This window comes from Amaricoccus macauensis, assembly GCF_014201905.1.
Lineage (GTDB): Bacteria > Pseudomonadota > Alphaproteobacteria > Rhodobacterales > Rhodobacteraceae > Amaricoccus > Amaricoccus macauensis.
This window is the reverse complement of record NZ_JACHFM010000003.1, coordinates 444,633-467,125: the sequence shown is the minus strand read 5'-3', so window position 1 is coordinate 467,125 and position 22,493 is coordinate 444,633. Positions and strand designations below refer to the sequence as shown.

17 protein-coding genes are annotated in these 22,493 nt (G+C 67.9%); 15 read left to right on the top strand and 2 right to left on the bottom strand.

Going from position 1 to position 22,493, the window contains the following annotated elements; translation table 11 throughout:
* Positions 1-250: 250 nt before the first annotated feature.
* From rimO to HNP73_RS16015, 8 genes are all read left to right on the top strand, one after another.
* Entirely contained in the window at positions 251-1,636 is a 1,386-nt protein-coding gene (gene rimO, locus HNP73_RS16050) for a 30S ribosomal protein S12 methylthiotransferase RimO (RefSeq protein ID WP_184151876.1), read from the top strand.
* A gap of 132 nt (positions 1,637-1,768) precedes the next feature.
* The gene (locus HNP73_RS16045) at positions 1,769-3,442 is read left to right on the top strand and encodes a putative bifunctional diguanylate cyclase/phosphodiesterase (RefSeq protein WP_184151873.1); all 1,674 of its coding nucleotides are present in this window, start codon (positions 1,769-1,771) and stop codon (positions 3,440-3,442) included.
* 101 nt (positions 3,443-3,543) lie between these two features.
* A complete protein-coding gene (gene efp, locus HNP73_RS16040) occupies positions 3,544-4,107 on the top strand; it encodes an elongation factor P (RefSeq protein WP_184151871.1) in 564 nt (187 codons plus the stop codon).
* A 64-nt stretch (positions 4,108-4,171) separates the two neighbouring features.
* A complete protein-coding gene (locus HNP73_RS16035) occupies positions 4,172-4,702 on the top strand; it encodes a hypothetical protein (protein ID WP_184151868.1) in 531 nt (176 codons plus the stop codon).
* An 81-nt stretch (positions 4,703-4,783) separates the two neighbouring features.
* On the top strand, positions 4,784-5,572 hold the full coding sequence (locus HNP73_RS16030) for a transporter substrate-binding domain-containing protein (RefSeq protein WP_184151865.1): 789 nt from the start codon (positions 4,784-4,786) through the stop codon (positions 5,570-5,572).
* A 148-nt stretch (positions 5,573-5,720) separates the two neighbouring features.
* On the top strand, positions 5,721-6,407 hold the full coding sequence (locus tag HNP73_RS16025) for a sugar transferase (protein ID WP_184151862.1): 687 nt from the start codon (positions 5,721-5,723) through the stop codon (positions 6,405-6,407).
* A 10-nt stretch (positions 6,408-6,417) separates the two neighbouring features.
* Entirely contained in the window at positions 6,418-7,518 is a 1,101-nt protein-coding gene (locus HNP73_RS16020) for a glycosyltransferase (protein WP_184151859.1), read from the top strand.
* Positions 7,519-7,778: 260 nt separating this feature from the next.
* The gene (locus tag HNP73_RS16015) at positions 7,779-9,257 is read left to right on the top strand and encodes an inorganic phosphate transporter (RefSeq protein WP_184151856.1); all 1,479 of its coding nucleotides are present in this window, start codon (positions 7,779-7,781) and stop codon (positions 9,255-9,257) included.
* Between the two features lie 15 nt (positions 9,258-9,272).
* On the opposite strand, the gene HNP73_RS16010 is transcribed toward HNP73_RS16015, so the two are convergent.
* Entirely contained in the window at positions 9,273-9,596 is a 324-nt protein-coding gene (locus HNP73_RS16010) for a hypothetical protein (protein ID WP_184151853.1), read from the bottom strand.
* A gap of 122 nt (positions 9,597-9,718) precedes the next feature.
* Here HNP73_RS16010 and HNP73_RS16005 point away from each other — a divergent pair, with 122 nt between their 5' ends.
* The 7 genes from HNP73_RS16005 to HNP73_RS15975 all read left to right on the top strand — a co-directional run bounded on the left by HNP73_RS16005 (position 9,719) and on the right by HNP73_RS15975 (position 21,222).
* On the top strand, positions 9,719-13,171 hold the full coding sequence (locus tag HNP73_RS16005; RefSeq protein WP_184151850.1) for a pyruvate carboxylase: 3,453 nt from the start codon (positions 9,719-9,721) through the stop codon (positions 13,169-13,171).
* A 45-nt stretch (positions 13,172-13,216) separates the two neighbouring features.
* A complete protein-coding gene (locus HNP73_RS16000) occupies positions 13,217-14,449 on the top strand; it encodes an NAD(P)/FAD-dependent oxidoreductase (RefSeq protein WP_221288710.1) in 1,233 nt (410 codons plus the stop codon).
* Positions 14,450-14,514: 65 nt separating this feature from the next.
* Positions 14,515-15,255: a TerC family protein gene (locus HNP73_RS15995; protein WP_184151847.1), complete on the top strand. Its 741-nt coding sequence runs from the start codon at positions 14,515-14,517 to the stop codon at positions 15,253-15,255.
* A gap of 327 nt (positions 15,256-15,582) precedes the next feature.
* Entirely contained in the window at positions 15,583-16,233 is a 651-nt protein-coding gene (locus tag HNP73_RS15990; protein ID WP_221288708.1) for a Crp/Fnr family transcriptional regulator, read from the top strand.
* A gap of 75 nt (positions 16,234-16,308) precedes the next feature.
* The gene (locus HNP73_RS15985; protein WP_184151842.1) at positions 16,309-16,476 is read left to right on the top strand and encodes a DUF1328 family protein; all 168 of its coding nucleotides are present in this window, start codon (positions 16,309-16,311) and stop codon (positions 16,474-16,476) included.
* A gap of 111 nt (positions 16,477-16,587) precedes the next feature.
* Complete coding sequence (gene dnaE / locus HNP73_RS15980) at positions 16,588-20,046, top strand: DNA polymerase III subunit alpha (RefSeq protein WP_184151839.1); 3,459 nt, start codon at positions 16,588-16,590, stop codon at positions 20,044-20,046.
* 153 nt (positions 20,047-20,199) lie between these two features.
* Positions 20,200-21,222 (top strand): 2-hydroxyacid dehydrogenase, encoded by a 1,023-nt coding sequence (locus HNP73_RS15975; RefSeq protein WP_184151836.1) that lies wholly within the window; start codon positions 20,200-20,202, stop codon positions 21,220-21,222.
* 3 nt (positions 21,223-21,225) lie between these two features.
* Here HNP73_RS15975 and HNP73_RS15970 read toward each other — a convergent pair whose 3' ends face one another.
* Entirely contained in the window at positions 21,226-22,416 is a 1,191-nt protein-coding gene (locus HNP73_RS15970) for an MFS transporter (protein WP_184151833.1), read from the bottom strand.
* Positions 22,417-22,493 lie beyond the last annotated feature (77 nt).

Here is a 22,493-nt window from a genome sequence, read left to right as displayed (position 1 = left end):
GCACTGAGGTCCGTCCCCCCGACGGGCCTCCAGCCACGGGCTCCGTCGCCGGACCTGCTGCTGGCGGCGAAGAGAGCCGGAGATCGAGCGCTCTCGGGAGTCACGGGATCTCGCTCGTCGAGGGCAGCGGTTCCGGCGCTGCCGTCCCTCACGTCCCGCACGATGGGCGCCCGATCGCGAGGCGGATTGCACTCGCCGGGGCAACGCTGCCGCTTGCCCGAAACGGCCGCCGCGTGTAGGACGGCCCGCCATGAGCCTCAACCCGCCAGACCTGCGCCCCGACCGCGCTCCAGCACCCCGGATCGACGCGACCGCCCGCCCCGGCCAGCCGCGCGTTGGCATGGTGAGCCTCGGCTGCCCCAAGGCACTGGTGGACAGCGAGCGCATCCTCACGCGCCTGCGCGCCGAGGGCTACGCGATCTCGCCCGACTACGCCGGCGCAGACGCGGTCATCGTCAACACCTGCGGCTTTCTCGACTCGGCGCGCGTCGAAAGCCTCGAGGCGATCGGCGAGGCGCTTGCCGGCAACGGGCGCGTCATCGTCACCGGCTGCCTCGGCGCGGAGGAAGCACTGATCCGCGGCGCACACCCGACCGTCCTCGCCGTCACCGGCCCGCACCAGTACGAGGCGGTACTCGACGCGGTCCACGCAGCCGTCCCGCCTTCGCCGGATCCGTTCGTCGATCTGCTGCCGGCGGGCGCTGTCCACCTCACGCCCCGCCACTACAGCTACCTCAAGATCTCCGAGGGCTGTAACCACAAGTGCAAGTTCTGCATCATCCCCGACATGCGCGGCCGGCTCGTCTCGCGCCCGGTCCATGCGGTGCTGCGCGAGGCGGAGAAGCTCGTCGCCGCCGGTGTGCGTGAGCTTCTCGTCATCAGTCAGGACACCTCGGCCTACGGCGTCGACCGGCGCCACGACAGCCATCCGTGGCAAGACCGCGAGGTTCGGACGCACCTGACCGATCTCTCCCGCGAGCTCGGCCAGTTCGGGGCCTGGGTGCGGCTGCACTATGTCTACCCGTATCCGCACGTCCGCGATCTCATCCCGCTGATGGTCGAAGGGCTGGTGCTCCCGTACCTCGACATCCCGTTCCAGCACTCGCACCCGGACGTCCTGCGCCGCATGGCCCGCCCGGCGGCAAGCGCGAAGACCCTCGACGAGATCGCCCGCTGGCGCGCCGACTGTCCTGATCTCACCCTGCGCTCGACCTTCATCGTCGGCTATCCCGGCGAGACCGATGCCGAGTTTGAGCACCTGCTCGACTGGCTCGGCGAGGCACGACTCGACCGGGTCGGCTGCTTCCGTTTCGAGAATGTCCCCGGCGCCCGGGCGAACGACCTGCCCGATCAGGTTCCCGAGGCGGTGAAGGAAGAGCGCTGGCAGCGCTTCATGGAAACCGCCGCGGCGATCAGCGAGGAGAAGCTCGCCGCGCGCGTCGGTTCCCGCATCGACGTCATCGTCGACGAGGTCGACAGCGAGGCCGCGACCTGCCGGACGAAGGGCGACGCGCCGGAAATCGACGGCCATCTCTACATTGACGAGGGATTCGAGCGCCTCCGTCCCGGCGACATCGTTTCGGTCACCGTCGAGGAGAGTGACGCCTACGATCTCTGGGGCAGCCTCGCCACCTGAGACGGCCTGCGGCTGAAGGCCCGCCAACAACCTTCAACTTGGCGTTGACGGCACTGCAAGTTGCGCTTGTCCGCTGCTCCCATAGGTTGTAGTCGGATAGCAAGCACAGCCATCCGGAAGCCCCAGGCCGCGATGACAATTCACGATCCTATTCCGTTTGCGGATGCGCCTTTCCGCTTTCTTTCGCATGCGGGCCTCGGCGCGGCCGGCATATACCTCACGGGGTGCACCGGGACGGATCTTCTCGCCACGACTCCCGCCCTGCGGGCGCTCTTCGTCACCGATCCGCCCAACGCCCCGCCAATGCCGTCGCCGTCGTCATCTCCGGCCCAGGTCGACCCGTCGGCCTTCGGCCTCTCCTGTGGATTCGCCGCGGTCACGCCGATACTGCGCTCGCCGAGGGAGACGGCGGGTTTCCTGCTGGTCGCCGACGTTCGCCGCCGCCGCCTCGGGCCGCAGCTCGGCCGCCGCCTCATGGACGCGGCCACTCTCGCCGGCGCCCTGGTGCCCGAATCCGAGCCCGAGCCCGAACCCTGGCACCCAGACGAGACCCGCGGTCCGGTGCGCTCCCGCGTCCAGACGCATCGGCTGGTCGATGCCGCGCTTCGCGCGTCGGCCACCGGCCCCGCCCCCACGGTGATGATCCTCGACATCGACCGCTTCCGGTCGGTCAACAACGCGCTCGGCTCCACCGCTGGCGACGCTGTCCTCGCCGTCACCGGCGCCCGGCTCCAGCGGGTGATCGGCCCGGCGGACAAACTCGTTCGCCTGGAGGGCGATCGCTTCGCAGTCATCGCCCGGCGTGTTGCGGCCGAACTCGAACCGCTCGCGAATTCCCTCCTCGCGGCCGTTTCCGAACCACTGGTGCTGCGGGGACGCACGCTCGCGATTCAGGCCTGCATCGGCATGGTCACCAGCACGAACGGCCCCCGCGGTGCCGCGGCCCTGCTCGGCCAGGCCGAGAGCGCGCTGCGCCGCGCCAAGGCCGGCGGCCTCGACCGCTGCGCCGTGCACGAACCCACCGAAGCCGCCCTGTCACTCGACAAGAGCCGGCTCGAACTTGATCTCGCTCACGCCGCGCAACGGGGCGAACTCTACCTGGTCTACCAGCCCTACGTCGACCTCGCCGAGGGTGTCGTCAGTGGCGCCGAGGCGCTGATCCGCTGGCGCCACCCCACCCGGGGCGAACTGCAGCCCCTGTCATTCATCCCCATGGCGGAGGCGACCGGCCTCATCCTGCCGCTCGGTCGCTGGGCGCTGCGGACCGCGCTGCGCCGCGCGTCCGAGTGGCCCGCCTCAACCACGCTCTCGGTCAACATCTCGCCACTCCAGTTTCAGCAGAGCGGTTTTCTCGCCGAGGTGGACAGCGCCCTCGCCGACACCGGCTTCCCGGCCGAGCGGCTCGAGCTCGAGATCACCGAGACCGTGCTCATGCGCGACAACCCCGAAACCACGGCGCAGCTTCACGCGCTCATCACCCGCGGCATCCGCATCGCGCTTGACGATTTTGGCACGGGCTACAGCGCACTCGCCTACCTCGCGCGCCTGCCGCACCACCGGATCAAGCTCGACAAGACGTTCGTGCAGGATCTGGCGAACCCCGCGACTGCCGAGCTTATCCGCGCGATCATCTCGCTTGCCCGCGCCCAGGGCATCGCGGTCACGGCCGAAGGCGTCGAGCGCGACGAGCACCTGGCTCTCGTGCGCCGCGCCGGCTTCACCCACGCCCAGGGCTACGCCATGGGCGCTCCGGCCGCCGATCCGCCGGAACTCTCGACGCCCGCGCCGCGCGCCTCCGCTTCCTGACTTCCGATCCGGTTACCGGAGGCCGCGCGGCGCCACGCTTGCCAGCGTCGCTTCGCACCCCTATAGCACCGGCAATCCTGCACACACGGAAACCCCTCCCGATGGCCAAGATCAACGGCAACGAAATCCGTCCCGGCAACATCCTCGAGCACGACGGTGGCCTCTGGGTCGCGGTCAAGGTCGCCCACGTGAAGCCCGGCAAGGGCGGCGCCTTCGCCCAGGTCGAGCTCAAGAACATCCGGGACAACCGCAAGCTCAACGAGCGCTTCCGGTCGGCGGACAAGGTCGAGCGCGTGCGGCTGGACCAGAAGGACCAGCAGTTCCTCTACGAGTCCGACGGTCTCCTGCACTTCATGGACGCCGAGACGTTCGAGCAGGTGACGATCGCCGCCGACATCTTCGGCGACCGCCGCGCGTTCCTGCAGGACGGCATGACGATCGTCGTCGAGTACTACGAGGACGAGGCGCTGAACGCGCAGCTTCCCGACAAGGTGACCTGCACCATCGTCGAGACCGAGCCGGCGGTGAAGGGTCAGACGGCGGCGAACAGCTTCAAGCCGGCGATCCTCGACAATGGCGTGCGCATCATGATCCCGCCGTTCGTGGGCGAGGGCGAAGCCGTCGTGGTCTCGACCGAGACCATGGAATACGTCGAGCGCGCCTGAGCCGGCCCGCGCGGCCTTCGGGCCGCCGTGCGCTCTCTCGCGCCGACAGGGGAAGGGTGTAGCGGTGCCAGGCCGCGATCGACCCGGCTGGAGGTTCGTCGGCGAGGTGCTTCGCATCTGGCTGCCGATTCTCGTGTCGCTCTGCGCGATCTCCGTCGCCGCCTATCAGTCGAGCGTCACCCGGCGCCACGCCCGGCTGAGCGTCCAGCCGCGGCTCGAATGGACGGTCATCGCGGACTCCCGCCTCGGGACCGTCGAGGTGGCGCTCGCCAACGTCGGGCTTGGTCCGGCGATCATCCGATCGCTCGCCTTCACGATCGACGGCACACCGATGCCGCTCTCCGGCATGGAGACTTGCGACGCGATCAACGCCACCCTTGGCCGATCGCCCGACGCATTCGATACCCATTGCCATATGCAAACGGGCGAATGGGTGATCCGCGCGGGGGACCAGCTTGTTCTTTACCGAAGCGAGCCTGCGCCAGGCCAGCCGGCGGAATTGTCCGAAAAGGAACTCTCCCAGTACCGCCGCTTCGGTGCAACAGGCACCTATTGCTCATTCTACGATGAGTGTTGGGAGATCGAGACACCCTGACCTTGCCGCCCCTCCGCCGTTGAACCATGGTGGCGCTGGCACTCAGCCGCCAGTTGAAAACCCGACGTCGAGGCCCATTGCATGCGTACATTTCTCGCCGCCCTTCTCCTGACGCTTTCCGCCGGCTCGATCCCCGCCAGCGCCGCGGATCTGCCCGATCTCGGCGGCCGGGAGGTCGTGGTGGCAAGCGAGAACGCCTACCCTCCACTCCAGTTCATCGACAAGTCCGGCAACGCGGTCGGCTGGGAGTACGACGCAGTCGCGGCCATCGCGAAGCGTCTCAACATCAAGGTGAGCTACCGGACGGCGAACTGGGAAACCATGATCCCCGCCGTCTCCGCCGGCCGGTTCGACATGGGCATGGACGGCATCACCATTCGTGACGACCGGCGCGACAAGGTGGACTTCTCCGACCCCTACATGCGGTCCGAGATGGTGATGCTGGTCCGCGCCGACGAGACCCGCTTCACCGACGCCATGAGCTTCGTCCGCACCCGCACGGCCCTCATCGGCAGCCAGCCCGGCACGACGCCGTTCTATGTGGCCGTCTACGACATGCTCGACGGGGACGAAACGAACCCGCGGATCAAGCTCTATGAAACCTTCGCCGACAGCCTGACCTCGCTCGAGTCCGGCGCGGTCGACATGGTGCTGACCGATTCCACGGCCGGCCACGGCTACGTTCGGGCCCGTCCGGACCGACTGAAGATCATCGGGACACCCCTCGGCACCGAGGACTTCGGCTTCATCTTCCCCAAGGGCTCCGAGCTGGTCGCGCCGGTCAACGCCGCGATCGCCGCGCTGAAGGCCGATGGCACGTTTGACGCGCTGAACGAGACCTGGTTCGTGAAGCATGAAATCTCGCGGTGACCCGGGAGGTATCCGCCTGTTAACCTATTAATAATATTAACCTTTAGAGGACATTCATCAAGATTTAACCTCCTCGTTGCTTCAAATAGCGCAGACTATCCGGGCAGAAGATTGCCGCGCTGTTTCGTCAGTTTCGAGGAGAGTTGACATGTTTGCGCTTACTGACGACGCGGAGCCGGCGGGCGGCCTTCAACCTGCCGGCGGCCAGCTGATCCGCAAGGTCCGACAGCCGCTCAAGCGTGTGATCGACGTGACGGTCAGCATCGGTGCCCTCGTCGTGCTTTTCCCCCTCGTTCCGGTTCTCGTGGCAGCGATCTGGCTCCGGTACCGGGTAAGCCCGTTCTACGGCCATGAGCGCGTCGGCCGCGACGGACGCCGCTTCCGCTGCTGGAAGCTGCGGACCATGGCCCCCGACGCCGATGCCCGTCTCGCGGTCCTGCTCGCAAGCTCGCCCGCCGCGGCGCGGGAATGGGCCGAGGTCCGCAAGCTTCGCAACGACCCGCGGATCCTCGGGCGGATCGGCCGGTTCCTGCGGCGGACGAGCCTCGACGAACTGCCGCAGCTCTGGAACGTGGTCGCGGGCGACATGAGCCTCGTGGGCCCGCGGCCGGTGGTGGGCGAGGAGCTCGACCACTATGGCGCGCAGGTCAACTGGTACCTCGCGGTACGACCGGGCCTGACCGGCCCGTGGCAGGTGGGGGGGCGCAGCGACACGAGCTATGCACGCCGGGTGCAGCTCGATGTGGGCTATGCGCGCATGCCGAGCCTGCGGCGTGATCTCGCGATCCTCGTGCGGACCCTCGCGGTGCCGTTCGAGCGGCGCGGCGCCTTCTGAGGTGGGTGCGATGCGGGTTGCGCTGGTCCACTACTGGCTCGTCGGGATGCGGGGTGGCGAGAAGGTGCTCGAGGCCCTCTGCGAGCTCTTCCCCGACGCGGACATCTTCACCCTCGTCGTCGACCGTGACGCGATCTCGGAGACGATCTCCCGGCACCGGATCGAGACGTCGTTCCTGCAGAAGATCGGCGGGCGCCGGCACTACAAGAAGCTCCTGCCGCTGATGCCGCTGGCGCTCGAAATGTTCGATCTCTCGGCCTACGACCTCGTGGTGTCGAGCGAGGCCGGGCCCGCGAAGGGGATCATCCCGCGGCCGGACGCCTTGCACGTCTGCTACTGCCATTCGCCGATGCGCTACATCTGGGATCTGGCACCGGAGTATCAACGCGAGGCGGGCCGGCTCGCCGGTGCCGCCCTCCGCCTCGCCGGGCCGCGGCTCCGGCAGTGGGACGTGACGACGGCGGCACGCGTGGACCGCTTCATCGCCAACTCGGCCTTCGTCGCCCGGCGGATCGAGAAGTATTACCGGCGCGAGTCGACGGTGATCCATCCGCCGGTCGATCTCTCGCGCTTCGCGATCCGCAGCCCGGGCGATGCCTATCTCTGCGCCGGTCAGATCACCCCCTACAAGAAGATCGAACTGGCGGTCGAAGCCTTCACCCGCATGGAACGGCCGCTGGTGGTGGTCGGTGACGGGGTGAGCAACCGGCTGCGCGCGCTCGCGGGGCCTGGCATCCGGTTCACCGGGCCGGTCGACGACGCCGAGATGGCGGGCTGGCTCGCACGCTGCCGCGCCCTCGTCTTCCCCGGGGTCGAGGATTTCGGCATCGTGCCACTCGAAGCCATGGCGTCGGGGCGCCCGGTCATCGCCTGCGGCCGGGGCGGGGCGCTGGAAACCGTGGTTCCCGGGGTGACCGGCGTTCACTTTGTGGAGCAGACGGTCGCGTCACTCGCGGACGCGGTGCAGCGCTTCGAACTCATCGAGCCGCGCCTTGATCCGCGGCGCATCCGCGCGCACGCAGAACGCTTCAGCCGGCAGAGATTTCTGAACGAACTCCGTGATTTCTTCGACAGGGAGCTTGGTCGGACCGGCGTTCGGGCAGTCGCCTGAAGCGGACCCCCGCGGTGTCGGCCCGAAGACGGTCCGGCATCGCGCATTGGTCGACTGAGCGGACAGCCCCGACGAGACCCCAGTGGTCACGACCGCCGCCGCATGACCCGGTCAGGCGGCGGAGCGGGCTTTGAGGTCGATCGACCCGGAGCGGGCAGTGTGTCCCGAACTACGCAAAAGTGTCACAAACGTCGGGTTGGGGCTTGCCGAACGTCAGCCGTTGGGTAAGCCCGGGCCGACAATGGGGGACACGGGTCTTCATGGACGAGCTCTCGCCAACGAAAATCAACCGGTGGAAGACCCTCGACAAGGATCTCGGGCGCATTGCCCTCCTCGAGGACGCCAGCGCGATGATCGCAAGGCCAACCGTGGCGGTTGGCCTTGCCGTGATCTTCATTCTGGTCTGCGGTCTCGCCGCGGCCGGCGTCGTCGGGGCCGGTCCCGGGACGATCACCATCGTCATCGCCGCCGCCTTCGGCGCGTATATGGCGCTCAACATCGGCGCGAACGATGTGGCGAACAACATGGGCCCGGCGGTCGGTGCGAACGCGCTCACCATGTCGGGCGCGCTGGTCATCGCCGCGATCTTCGAGACCGCAGGCTCGATGATTGCCGGCGGCGACGTGGTCTCGACGATTTCCAGCGGGATCGTCGCGCCCTCCGCGGTCGCCGATCCCACGATCTTCATCCGCGCCATGATGGCGGCGCTGATCGCCTCGTCGGTCTGGCTCAATCTTGCGACCTGGCTCGGGGCGCCGGTCTCGACCACCCATGCCATCGTCGGAGGCGTGATGGGCGCGGGCGTCGCCGCGGCGGGGTTTGCCGCCGTCCAGTGGGGCACGCTCGGCCAGATCGCCGCCTCGTGGGTCATCTCGCCGGTAATGGGCGGCCTGATCGCCGCCATCCTGCTCGCATTCATCAACCGCTACATCAAGGACGCCTCCGACCGGCTCGACGCGGCCCGCCGCTGGGTGCCCGCGCTCATCGGCCTCATGGCAGGCACCTTTGCCGCCTACCTCGCCCTGAAGGGCCTGAGGCAGGTGGCCGATATCTCCATGACGCAATCGCTGCTGCTCGGTCTCGCTGTCGGCCTGATCGCATGGGCCATCTTCCGGCCGATCATTCGCCGGCAATCCGAGGCGATGGCAAACCGCAAACGCGACCTGAAGAAGCTCTTCAGCCTGCCGCTCATCGCCTCGGCCGCGCTCCTGTCCTTCGCGCACGGGGCGAACGACGTGGCGAACGCCGTCGGGCCGCTCGCCGCGATCGTTCATGCGGTGCACTCCGCCGATGCGAGCGAAGCGGTCGCGATCCCGACCTGGGTCATGGCCATCGGCGCGCTCGGCATCTCCTTCGGGTTGCTGCTCTTCGGGCCGCGGCTGATCCGTCTGGTCGGGCAGGAAATCACCAAGCTGAACCAGATGCGCGCCTATTGCGTGGCGCTGTCGGCAGCCGTGACGGTCATCGCGGCCTCCGCCCTCGGGCTGCCGGTCTCCTCGACCCACATCGCGCTCGGGGGCGTCTTCGGGGTCGGCTTCTTCCGGGAGTGGGAGGAGGAGCGCCGCGCGCGCGTCCTGAACCTGAAGAAGGGCAAGCCGGTGGCGCCCGAGGAGCGCAAGCGGCGCAAGCTCGTCCGCCGGGTGCACGTGCTCGGGATCGGTGCAGCGTGGGTGGTGACGGTACCGCTGACCGCGCTGCTCTCGGCCCTCATCTTCTGGTCGATCGGCCTCGTCTCCTGAGGACGGCGCGCGCCGCTACCGGCAGTTCAGGTTACCGAGCGTGTCCTTGCGGCAGGGGCCGGACAGCCCCCGTTCGAGCATGAGCGTGCCGCCGAGCCGGCGGGTCTCGCGGGACGGGACGAAGGTGTCGGGCCGGTTCTTCGTCGCTGCCTTCTGCTCCACGCGGTCGAGGGCCTGCACCGGAGCGCGGTAGATCGGCCGTGGCTTCGGCCGCGCGCCATTGTCCGGGCAACTGATGGTGCCAAGCGCGTTCGGCCGGCAGGTCATCGTGTCCGCCGCCTGCGACGGCAACGCCATCGCCATGAAGAGCAGGATCGCAAGGGGGAGAGAGCGATGCATAGCCTTCATGTGCGATCGAGCCCGCCTTTCGTCGAGTCTCCGGCACCGGCGACAGCGTTGCGTTGCAGCAAGGTCCGTCCTAACACTTTGCGGTCCTTCTTTTCGAGCGAGCGACTGGCCACATGACAAGCTTCAACAAGATCCTGGTCGCCAACCGCGGCGAGATCGCCATCCGGGTGATGCGCGCGGCAAACGAGATGGGCAAGCGGACCGTCGCGGTTTTCGCCGAAGAGGATAAGCTCAGCCTGCACCGCTTCAAGGCGGACGAGGCCTATCGCATCGGCGAGGGACTCGGGCCGGTGGCGGCGTATCTCTCGATCCCGGAGATCATCCGCGTTGCGAAGATGTGTGGCGCCGACGCCATTCATCCGGGCTACGGGCTGCTTTCGGAGAACCCGGACTTCGTCGATGCCTGCGTGGAGGCCGGCATCACCTTCATCGGCCCGAAGGCTCAGTCCATGCGGATGCTCGGCGACAAGGCGAGCGCGCGCAAGGTGGCGATCGCGGCCGGCGTCCCGGTGATCCCGGCGACCGAAGTGCTGCCCGACGACATGGACGAGGTACGCCGGATGGCCGACGAAGTCGGCTATCCCTTCATGCTGAAGGCGAGCTGGGGCGGCGGTGGCCGCGGCATGCGCCCGGTCATGCAGCCGGAGGAGCTCGTGGAGAAGGTGCAGGAGGGCCGTCGCGAGGCCGAGTCCGCCTTCGGAAACGGCGAGGGCTACCTCGAGAAGATGATCCTCAACGCCCGGCACGTCGAGGTGCAGATCCTCGGCGACAAGTACGGACATCTCTATCACCTCTGGGAGCGCGACTGCTCGGTGCAGCGGCGAAACCAGAAGGTGGTGGAGCGCGCCCCTGCCCCGTACCTGACGCAGGAACAGCGGGACTACGTCTGCGCGCTCGGCCTGAAGATCGCCGAGGCCGCGAACTACGAGTGCGCGGGCACCGTCGAGTTCCTGATGGATCGCGACTCGGGCGAGTTCTACTTCATCGAGGTGAACCCCCGGGTGCAGGTGGAGCACACCGTCACCGAGGAAGTGACCGGCATCGACATCGTGCGGGCACAGATCCTCGTCGCCGAGGGCGCGACGCTGGCCGAGGCGACCGGCAAGGCCAAGCAGTCCGACATCACCCTCAACGGCCACGCCATCCAGTGCCGGATCACCACGGAGGATCCGCAGAACAACTTCATCCCCGATTACGGACGGATCACCGCCTATCGCGGCGCGACCGGCATGGGGATCCGGCTGGACGGGGGCACGGCCTATTCCGGCGCGGTCATCACGCGGTACTACGACTCGCTGCTGGAAAAGGTGACGGCCTGGGCGCCGACGCCGGAGATGGCGATCGCCCGCCTCGACCGGGCGCTGCGCGAGTTCCGCATCCGGGGCGTCTCCACCAACATCGCCTTCGTCGAGAACCTTCTGAAGCACCCGACGTTCCTGAACTACTCGTACACCACGAAGTTCATCGACACGACGCCCGAGCTCTTCCACTTCAGCCAGCGGCGGGACCGGGCGACGAAGATCCTGACCTACATCGCCGACATCACGGTGAACGGCCACCCCGAGACCGCCGGCCGCCCGAAGCCGCCGGCCGAGGCGCGCGCGCCGAAACCGCCGGTCGTCAGCCACGGCGAGCCCGCGCCCGGCACCCGGCAGCTCCTCGAGGAAAAGGGCGCGCAGGCGGTTGCGGACTGGATGCTGGCGCAGAAGCAGCTCCTCATCACCGACACGACCATGCGCGACGGGCACCAGAGCCTGCTCGCGACGCGGATGCGCTCCCACGACATGATCCGCGTGGCACCAGCCTACGCGCAGATGCTGCCGCAGCTCTTCAGCGTCGAATGCTGGGGCGGCGCGACCTTCGATGTGGCCTACCGCTTCCTGCAGGAGTGCCCGTGGCAGCGGCTGCGCGACCTGCGCGCGGCGATGCCGAATCTCATGACCCAGATGCTGCTGCGCGCCTCGAACGGCGTCGGCTACACCAACTATCCCGACAACGTGGTGCAGACCTTCGTGGCGCAGGCGGCGAAGTCGGGCGTCGACGTGTTCCGGGTCTTCGACTCGCTGAACTGGGTCGAGAACATGCGCGTCGCCATGGACGCGGTGATCGAGTCCGGCAAGGTCTGCGAGGCGGCGATCTGCTATACCGGCGATCTGAACGACCCCGATCGCTCGAAGTACGATCTGAAGTACTACGTCGCCATGGCGCAGGAGCTGAAAGCCGCGGGCGCGCATATTCTGGGCGTGAAGGACATGGCGGGCCTTCTGAAGGCCCCCGCCGCCTACACGCTCATCAGGACCCTGAAGGAGGAGGTGGGCCTGCCCGTCCACTTCCACACCCATGACACCAGCGGCGTGGCGGCGGCGAGCATTCTCGCGGCGAGCGCGGCGGGCGTCGATGCGGTCGATGCGGCGATGGACAGCTTCTCGGGCAACACCTCGCAGCCCTGCCTCGGCTCGATCGTCGAGGCGGTGGCTCGCACCGAGCGCGACACCGGGCTCGACATCGAGGCGATCCGCCAGCTCTCGGACTACTGGGAGGCGGTCCGGACGCAGTACACGGCCTTCGAGGCCGGACTGAAGGCACCGGCGTCGGAGGTCTACCTCCACGAGATGCCGGGCGGGCAGTTCACCAACCTCAAGGCACAGGCCCGTTCCATGGGGCTCGAAGAGCGCTGGCACGAGGTGGCGCACATGTACGCCGAGGTGAACCGCATGTTCGGTGACATCGTGAAGGTGACGCCGAGCTCGAAGGTCGTGGGCGACATGGCGCTGATGATGGTGGCGCAGAATCTCACCCGCGAGCAGGTCGAGGATCCGGCGATCGACGTGGCCTTCCCCGAGAGCGTCGTCGATATGATGCGGGGCAACCTCGGGCAGCCGCCGGGTGGCTGGCCGAAGGCGCTGCAGGCGAAGATCCTGAAGGGCGAACCGGCGACGACCGAGCGGCCGGGCGCGGTCATGCCGCCGGCCGATCTCGACAAGCTTCGCGCCGACGCCCAGAAGCTCGCGCGCGAGGGCGAGACGATCGACGACGAGGACTTCAACGGATATCTCATGTATCCCAAGGTGTTCTCGGACTACTTTAACCGGCATCGTGAATACGGGCCGGTGCGCACTCTGCCGACGCCGGTCTATTTCTACGGGATGGAGCCCGGTCAGGAGTCCTCCGTCGAGATCGACCCCGGCAAGACCATCGAGGTGCGGCTGCAGGCCGTGGGCGAGACCAACGATCAGGGCGACGTGCGGGTTTTCTTCGAGCTGAACGGCCAGCCGCGCACCGTGCGCGTGCCGAACCGCAAGGCGCAGGCCTCCGCGCCCAAGCGCCCGAAAGCCGAGGCCGGCAACCCCGGCCACGTGGCGGCGCCAATGCCGGGCGTCATCGCGTCGGTCGCGGTCAAGGACGGGCAGAAGGTGAAACCGGGCGACCTGATGCTGACGATCGAGGCGATGAAGATGGAGACCGGGCTCTACGCCGACAAGGCGGGCACGGTGACCGCCCTCCATGTCGCGCCGGGGTCGCAGGTCGACGCGAAGGATCTGCTGGTGGAGATCGGCGCCGACTGATGGAACCCGCCCCCGCTCCCCGGCGTAGGGTAGCGGGACGAGTTCATGACTGGCTGGCAGCGAATGGGCAGACAGCTCGATCTGCGGACCGGGCGGCCGGTCTGGAGTGCGTACCGTGCGCCGCGGGTGCCCACCGCGGCGCTCACCCGCGACGTCCGGACCGACGTGCTGGTTGTCGGCATGGGCATCTCCGGCGCGATGATCGCCGACGCCCTGACCGAGGCGGGGCACGCGGTGATGGCGATCGACCGGCGTGGCCCGATGCTCGGCTCCACTGCCGCGACCACGGCGCTGGTGCAGTTCGAGCTCGACACGCCGCTGGTGAAGCTCGCCGCGATGATCGGCAAGGACGCGGCAGAGCGGGCCTGGCGCCGGTCACGGCTCGCGGTCGCGAACCTGATGGCGCGCATCGAGGTCGTCGGCATAGACTGCCGCCTCGCTCCGCGCCGCTCGCTCTATCTCGCGGGCGACGTGCTCGACGCCGATGGTCTCGCCGAGGAAGGCGCGGCGCGGCGGGCGGCCGGGCTGAGCGCGCGGCTTCTCGATGGATCGGACCTCCGGGAGACCTACGGCCTGCGTCGCGACGCAGCCCTCGAGAGCGCCGGCAATCTCTCGCTCGACCCGCGCAAGCTGACCGCAGGCCTGCTCCTCGCCGCTCGAGCGCGCGGCGCGCGGCTTTATGCACCGGTCAAGGCCACGGACTTCAGCCACTCGGCCGATGGTGTCGAGGTGGTGACCGCCGGTGGGCCGGTGATCCGGGCGGCACACGTGGTGCTGGCCACGGGCTACGAACTCACTGACCCGGTTCCGGCAAAGCGGCACCGGATCATCTCCACCTGGGCAATCGCCACCCGGCCGCAACCACGGGCGATCTGGCCGCACGCCGCCTTCATGTGGGAGGCCTCCGACCCGTATCTCTATCTCCGTGCCACGCACGACGGACGGGTGATCTGCGGCGGGGAGGACGAGGAATTCACCGACGAGGACGCCCGGGACGCGCTGATCCCCGAGAAGACCGCCCGCGTCGCGGCAAAGCTTGCGAAGCTTCTGCCCGGCATCGACGCCACACCTGAATTCGCCTGGGCCGGCGCGTTTGGCTCGACGACGACGGGAATGCCGATTATCCGGCGCCTGCCCCGCAAGCCGCGGATGCACGCGGTCATGGGCTATGGGGGCAACGGCATCACGTTCTCACGGCTGGCGGCCGAGATCGTGGAAACCGACCTCGCCGGCGGCACCGACCGGGATGCCCGGCTTTTCGCAGATGCCACAAACTGACCCTGCGGTGGTTGCGCGACAAACTGTCGCATCCCATGTGCCCCTGAACACAACGAGGGACCCCGATGCTCGAACTTCTGTCTGATCCGGCCGTCTGGATTAGCTTCGCCACCCTGACGGTCCTCGAGATCGTTCTCGGTGTCGACAACATCATCTTCATCTCGATCGCCGCATCGAAGCTGCCACCCGAGCAACGGCGCCAGGCGCGCATCATCGGCCTCTCGGGCGCGCTCATCCTGCGAATCCTGCTCCTCATGTCGATTGGCTGGATCGTCGGGCTCACCGAGCCGTTCATGACGATCTCCGGCTTCGAACTCAGCTGGCGTGACGTGATCCTGTTCGGCGGCGGCCTGTTCCTGCTCTGGAAGGCGACGACGGAAATCTTCCACGAAGTCGAGGGGCACGAGGCGGCGGAGCACTCGATCCGCAACGTCACCTTCCGCGCCATCATCATTCAGATCATGATGCTCGACGTGATCTTCTCGCTCGACAGCGTCATCACCGCCGTGGGCATCGCCGACCACGTGCCCGTCATGGTCGCCGCCGTCATGGTCGCCATCGTCGTGATGATGCTGGCCGCCGGCCCGATCGCCGAGTTCGTGCATCAGCACCCGTCGACCAAGATGCTTGCCCTCGCCTTCCTGGTGATGGTCGGCATGGCGCTGGTCGCGGATGGCCTGCACTTCCACATCGAGCGGGCGTTCATCTACACCGCGATGCTCTTCTCCGGCATCGTCGAGTTCCTGAACCTCTGGCGCGCCAAGAAGCTCGGCAAGACCCGGCCGGCGGACCAGGACGCGCACTGAGCCGAACCGGCGTCCGAAACCGGCACACCCGGTCGGACCACACCCGCGAGGGCGATGCGGACGGGCGTAGCAAACGTCCGTCCGCAGTCTTGTCCGGCACCCGCTGCCGGGACGCGGGTCCGCCGGACGCCTCCCATCGGCGGTTGGCAGCCACGTTGCACATTCCGCAGGCAGCCCATGGAACGCCCGGTGAAGGCGCTGCATTTCTCTCGGCGGACCCCAGGATGGAGAGATGCGATGTCGCCGCAAGAGCCGGTGCGATGTGAGGAATGCCCCCTGCGGCGACTGCCGGCATTTCGCGCCCTCAGCCCCTCCGAGATCGAGTTCATGCACCAGTTCAAGCGCGGCGAGCTGGTGGTCGAACCCGGCGCGACGATCCTGCTCGAGAACAGCGCCAGCCCGCACGTCTACACGGTGCTGGAGGGCTGGGCCTATCGCCACAAGGGCATCGCGGACGGCCGGCGGCAGGTTCTGAACTTTGCGCTGCCCGGCGATCTGGTCGGCCTGCAACTCGCAATCCTGAACGACATGCAGCACACGGTGACGGCCCTGACACAGGTCCGGCTCTGCGTCTTCCAGCGTGACAGCTTCTGGTCGGTCTATCACGACCATCCGGCCCTCGCCCACGCCATGACCTGGGTCGCGGCGCGGGAGGAACAGTTGCTCGACGGACTTCTGCTGAGCGTCGGGCAGCGCAGCGCCATCGAGCGCACGGTCTATCTGGCGCTGCACCTATACGACCGGGCGAAGGCGGTGGGTTACGCCACCAGGGATCTGCTGCGGACACCCTTCGCGCAGGGGCATTTCGCCGACGCCCTTGGCATCACCTCCGTGCATCTCAGCCGCACCCTGCGCAAACTGCGTGATCAGGGCTTGATGCGCTGGCAGGAAGGCACGATCTACCTGGAGAACCGGCCGGAACTCGAGGCGCTCGCTGCCTACGAACGGACCGATGGAGAACCTCGTCCGTTGATCTGACCACTGGAACATTCGTGCGATTAGTGCGTTTTGGTGTGTCTACGACCAAAGTCCTAGCTTGATCGGAGAATCCTTATGCTCGAATGGGGCCTGGGCTCCCTTATCGTCGCACTCGGGGCAGCAATCCTCGGGTTCGGTGGCAGCGAAGGCGCGGCCGTGGAGCTCGCGCGCATCGTCTTTCAGGTAGCGCTCGCGTTTTTTGCCCTGTCCGCGGTCGTCCGGATGGTGCGCGGAAACGGCTGAGACGCGCCGGGAGCGGGCGCGGATCGCCTCGCGGCCGTCGCCAGGCAATCCGCGCCCGCTCCCGGCGCACCCCGTCTTGCAGACCCTCGCGCGACTGCTAGGGTCGCGGCCATGGCCGAGCCCCGATTCATCCACCTCCGCGTGCATTCCGCATACTCGCTGCTTGAGGGCGCCATCGCCGCCAAGGCGCTGCCGAAGCTCTGCGGCAAGGTGGGAATGCCGGCGGTCGCGCTGACCGATACGAACAACCTTTTCAACGCTCTGGAGTTTTCCGACGCCTGCGCGAAGGCCGAAAAGCCGGTGCAGCCGATCATGGGATGCCAGCTCACGCTGGCCTACGCGCGGCCCGCGCACCCGGGCGACCGGGCGCCCGCGCCCGCCGCGGTGGTGCTGCTCGCGCAGGACGAGACCGGGTTCGGCAATCTCCTCAAGCTCTCCTCCGCCGCCTATCTCGACTGCGGCGCCGAGCTTCCCCACGTCACTCTCGAGACCCTCGCCACCCACGCCGACGGCCTCCTCTGCCTGACCGGTGGCGCCGATGGCCCGCTCGGGGCGCAGTTGCGCGACGGCCACCCGGAACGCGCCCGCGCGCTCGCCCAGCGCCTCGCGGAGGTCTTTCCCGGCCGGCTCTACGTCGAGATACAGCGCCACCCGGAGAACGGCGCGCCGCGGACACCAGCGGAAGAGGCGACCGAACCCGGTCTCGTCACGCTTGCCTATGACCTCGACCTGCCGCTGGTGGCGACGAACGACGTCCATTTCGCCAGCCGGACCATGCACGAGGCGCACGACGCGCTGCTCTGCATCGCCGACGGCACCTACGTCGACCAGCAGGAGCCGCGCCGCCGCCTCACGCCCGAGCACTGTTTCAAGACCGAGGCGGAAATGGTCGAGCTTTTCGCCGACCTGCCCGAGGCGGTGGCGAACACCGTCGAGATCGCCCGCCGCTGCGCCTATCGCCCGAAGAAGCGCAATCCGATCCTGCCCCGTTTCGCCGAAGACGAGGTGGAGGAACTGCGGCGGCAGGCGCGCGAGGGCCTCGACGCCCGCCTCGAGGTCATCCCGCACTCGGCGAGCCTTGAAGCCTATCGCGACCGGCTCGAGTTCGAGCTTGGCGTCATCGAAAACATGGGCTTCCCCGGCTACTTCCTGATCGTGGCGGACTTCATCAAGTGGGCGAAGGAGCACGACATCCCGGTCGGCCCCGGCCGCGGCTCGGGCGCGGGCTCGCTCGTGGCCTATGCGCTCACGATCACCGACCTCGACCCGCTGCGCTATCAGCTGCTCTTCGAGCGGTTCCTGAATCCTGAGCGCATCTCGATGCCGGACTTCGACATCGACTTCTGCATGGACCGCCGCGAGGAGGTCATCGCCTACGTGCAGGAGAAGTACGGCCGCGACCGGGTTGCGCAGATCATCACCTTCGGTGCGCTGCTCTCCAAGGCCGCGGTGCGCGACGTGGGCCGGGTGCTGCAGATGCCCTATGGCCAGGTGGATCGGCTCTCGAAGCTGATCCCGATGGAGGGCGTGAAGCCGGTCTCCGTCGAGAAGGCGCTCGCCGACGAGCCGCGCCTGCGCGAGGAAGCGTCAAGGGAGCCGCAGGTCGCGCGCCTTCTGGAAATTGCCAAGTCTGTCGAAGGGCTTCTGCGGAATGCCTCGACTCACGCCGCAGGTGTCGTCATCGGCGACCGGCCGCTTGAGCAACTGGTGCCGCTCTACCGCGACCCACGCTCGGACATGCCCGCCACCCAGTACAACATGAAGTGGGTGGAAGAGGCCGGACTGGTGAAGTTCGACTTCCTCGGGCTGAAGACGCTGACCGTCATCCAGAACGCCATCGACCTCCTGAAGCTCCGCAACGTCACGGTGGATATCGGCGCGATCCCCCTCGACGACGCAAGGACCTACGAGGTCTACGCCAGCGCCCAGACGGTGGCGGTCTTCCAGGTGGAATCGACCGGCATGCGTTCGGCGCTGCGCCAGCTGAAGCCGAACTGCATCGAGGACATCATCGCGCTCGTGGCGCTCTACCGCCCCGGCCCGATGGAGAACATCCCGAAGTTCTGCAACGTCAAGAACGGCCGCGAGCCGCGCGAGGGCCTGCATCCGACGATCGACCAGATCCTCGACGAGACGCAGGGGATCATCGTCTATCAGGAGCAGGTGATGGAGATCGCCCGCAAGATGGCGGGCTATTCCCTCGGCGGCGCCGACCTGCTGCGCCGCGCCATGGGCAAGAAGATCCAGGCCGAGATGGACGCGCAGAAGCCCTTGTTCCTGAACGGCGCCGCCGAGAACGGCGTGCCGAAGGCCAAGGCCGAGGAGGTGTGGAACCTGCTCGACAAGTTCGCGAACTACGGCTTCAACAAGTCCCACGCCGCCGCCTATGCGGTGGTGAGCTACCAGACCGCGTGGCTGAAGGCGAACCACCCGGTCGAGTTCATGGCCGCCGTCATGAACTGCGACATCCATCTCACCGACAAGCTCGGCGGCTACAAGCAGGAGGTGGACCGCCTCGGCATCGAGACCGTCCCGCCCTGCGTCAATCGCTCGGACGCCACCTTCGCCGTCTCGGAGGGGCGCATCGTCTACGCTCTCGGGGCGCTCAAGAACGTCGGCGTCGAGGCGATGCGGCTCATCACCGAGGCGCGCAAGGCCGGCGGCAGGTTCGCCGGACTCTTCGATTTCGCCGCCCGTGTCGACCTGCGCCGGGTCGGACGCCGGGCGCTCGAGATGCTGGCCCGCGCCGGCGCGCTCGACGTGCTCGATTCGAACCGCCGCAAGGTGATGGAGAGCCTTGAACTGCTCATCGCCTATTCCGCCTCCGCCCACGAGGAACGCGCCTCCGCACAGGTCTCGCTCTTCGGTGATGCCACCGCGTCCTTGCCCGAGCCTCGCCTGCCCCAGCCCGAGGACTGGTCGCCCATGGAGCGGTTGTCGCAGGAACACGCGGCGATCGGTTTCTATCTCTCGGGCCATCCACTCGACGACTACCAGGGCGCGCTCCGCCGCGAGCGGGTGGTCACCCACGCCGAGCTGGTGCGCCAGTGCGCCGGCGTCTCGCAGACCGTGGCGCGCATCGCCGGCACCATCGCCGCCGTCGACTTGCGCAAGTCCTCGCGCGGCTCGCGCTTCGCCTTCCTGCGCCTCTCCGACCCGACCGGCCTCTATGAGACACTGGTCTTCTCCGATGTCTTCGAGGCATCGCGTGACCATCTGGAGCCGGGGCAGAACGTGGTCCTGACCGTGGAGGCCACCGTGGAGGGCGACGAGATGCGCCTCCTCGCCCGGGGCGTGCAGCCGATCGAGGCCGCCGTTGCCGCCGCCGCCGCCGCGGGCCTGCGCATCTTCGTCGGCGATCCGGCCGCCGCCCCGTCGCTCTCCGCGCGCCTCGCCATGGTGACGGAGCAGATGACCAGTCGGCGCAAGGGCCCGATCAACCTCGTGCTGATCCACCCCGACCTGCCCGGCGAGGTGGAGATCACCCTCCCGGAACCCTACCCCATGAGCCCGCAAATCCTGAGCGCGCTCAAATCAGTGCCGGGCGTCATTCACGTCGAGGAGTTCTGACGTGGACCGCGTCGCCCGAAGGACATCTCCGGGCGACGTCGCACGCCGCCACCCCGATCCGCGAGGGCGCGCACGCCCTCGCATCACCTGCGCCTCCTCCCCGTCACCGACATCCCCCCGCCGGCCCGAGTGGCCGGGACGAGAAAGGCCGCCATGCGAACCGCCGTCTTCTCCACCAAGCCCTACGACCGCCAGTTCCTGACCGAGGCAAACCGCGCCGGAGCGCACGAACTCGCCTTCTTCGAGGCCCGCCTCGACGAGGCGACCGCCCGACTCGCCGACGGCTTCGAGGCGGTGTGCGTCTTCGTGAACGACCGCCTGGACGCCACTGTTCTCGACGTCCTCGGGGCGGGCGGTGTGCGCGTGGTGGCGCTGCGCTGTGCCGGCTTCAACAACGTCGACCTCGCCGCCGCCGCCGAACGAGGGATCGACGTGGTGCGGGTGCCCGCCTATTCGCCGCACGCGGTCGCGGAGTTCACCGTCGGCATGCTCCTCGCGCTTGACCGCAACATCCCCCGCGCCTGGGCGCGGGTACGGGAGAACAATTACGCGCTTGACGGCCTGATCGGGCGAAACCTGCACGGCCGGCGAGTGGGGGTGATCGGCACCGGCAAGATCGGCGCGATCGTCGCGCGCATCCTGAAGCTCGGCTTCGGATGCGAGGTGGTGGCGAGCGATCCGTTCGAGAACCCCGAAATCACCGCCCTCGGCATTCCCTATCTCTCCCGGGACTCGGTGATGGAGGGCAGCGACGTCATCACCCTGCACTGTCCCCTGACGCCCGATACCCGGCATCTGATCGACGCCCGCGCCATTGCCGCCGCCCGCCCGGGGTTCTTTCTCGTCAACACCAGCCGGGGAGCTCTCGTCGACACGACCGCTCTCATCGCCGGGCTGAAGTCACGGATGGTGGGCGGTGTCGCGCTCGACGTCTACGAGCAGGAGGAGAACCTGTTCTTCGAGGATCTCTCGAACGAGATCGTCGAGGATGACGTCTTTCAGCGACTGCTCACCTTTCCGAACGTGATCGTCACCGGCCATCAGGCTTTCCTGACCGAGGAGGCGCTCGCGAACATCGCCGAGACGACACTCGCGAACCTTGATGACGTGGCGGCAGGCCGACCGCTCGCCAACACCGTCACCGCAACGCGGCTCGCGGGCGCGTCGATGTCCTGACCCTCACACCTCCGCCACCCGGCGCGGCTCGCCGGGGCGCGGAGGAAACGCAAGCGAGATCGCCACTGCACCGACACCGAGCACCGCGGACCCGAGATAGAGCCAAGTGTAGCTGCCGAATTGGTCAAACAGCCAGCCTCCGCCCACCGGCCCCAGTGCCATGCCGAGGGACGACAGCAGCGTGGCGGCTCCAAGAACCGTGCCCATGATCGCCTGACCGAAGTATTCGCGCGCGAGAACTGCGTAAAGCGGCATGACACCACCGTAGGCCATCCCGAAAACCGCTGCGAGCAGATAGAACTCACCAAGCTCCCGCACGAGCAGATAGGACGGGATTGCCACGGCCTGCACCGCGAGCCCTGCAACGAGCACCCGCTTCACCCCGAGACGATCGGCACCGATCCCGAAGACCAGCCTCCCCGCGAGCCCGGCCAGCCCCTCGACGCTGTAGACGCTGACCGCGGCCATCGTGGAAAGACCGCAGAGCGAGGCATAGCTCAGCATGTGAAAGATCGGCCCGGCGTGGGCGGCGCAGCAAAGGAAGAAGGTGCCGCCCAGCACCCAGAACTGCGGCGTGCGAAAGGCCCGGCCAGGGTTGTCCGGCACATCCGCCTGAGCGTCCTGCGGCGCCGGCGGGCGCCGGACGAAAAACGCGGCCGGCAGGAGCAGCGCCCAGGCTATGAGCCCCATCACCGCCATTGCGGTTCGCCAGTCGTAGGCGGAGACGAGCCACCCCGCGAGGGGCGTAAATGTGAGTGGCGCCATGCCCATGCCGACGCTGGCCAGTGACACTGCGAGTCCCCGCCCCGTCTCGAACCAGCCGGTGACGGCAGCGATCATCGGCGCGAAGAAGGCCCCGGCGGAGAGCCCGACGAGAAGCCCGAAGCCGAGCTGGAAGCTGCGCGGATGGGTGGTCTGGCTCGCGATCAGCAATCCTGCCCCGAGGAGCACCGCCCCGATGAGCGCCACCGGCCGAGGTCCGAAGCGGTCGCTTGCGGCGCCCCACAGAAACCCGGCCACCCCCATGATGAGAAAGTCGATCGACATTGCGGTCGAGATGCCGGCGCGCGACCATCCGGTCTCTCGCGCCATCGGCTCAAGAAACACCGCGAGCGAGAACATCGCGCCGATTGCCACGCAGCCCATCAGGCCGCCCAACGCCACGATCACCCATCGGTAAGGGATGCTGTACATTGCCCCGCTCCGCCGCTGCGCCCGCCAAAGATTACCGACCGGTTGGTATCTGTGTCAACGAGTCGCATCCCACGGAC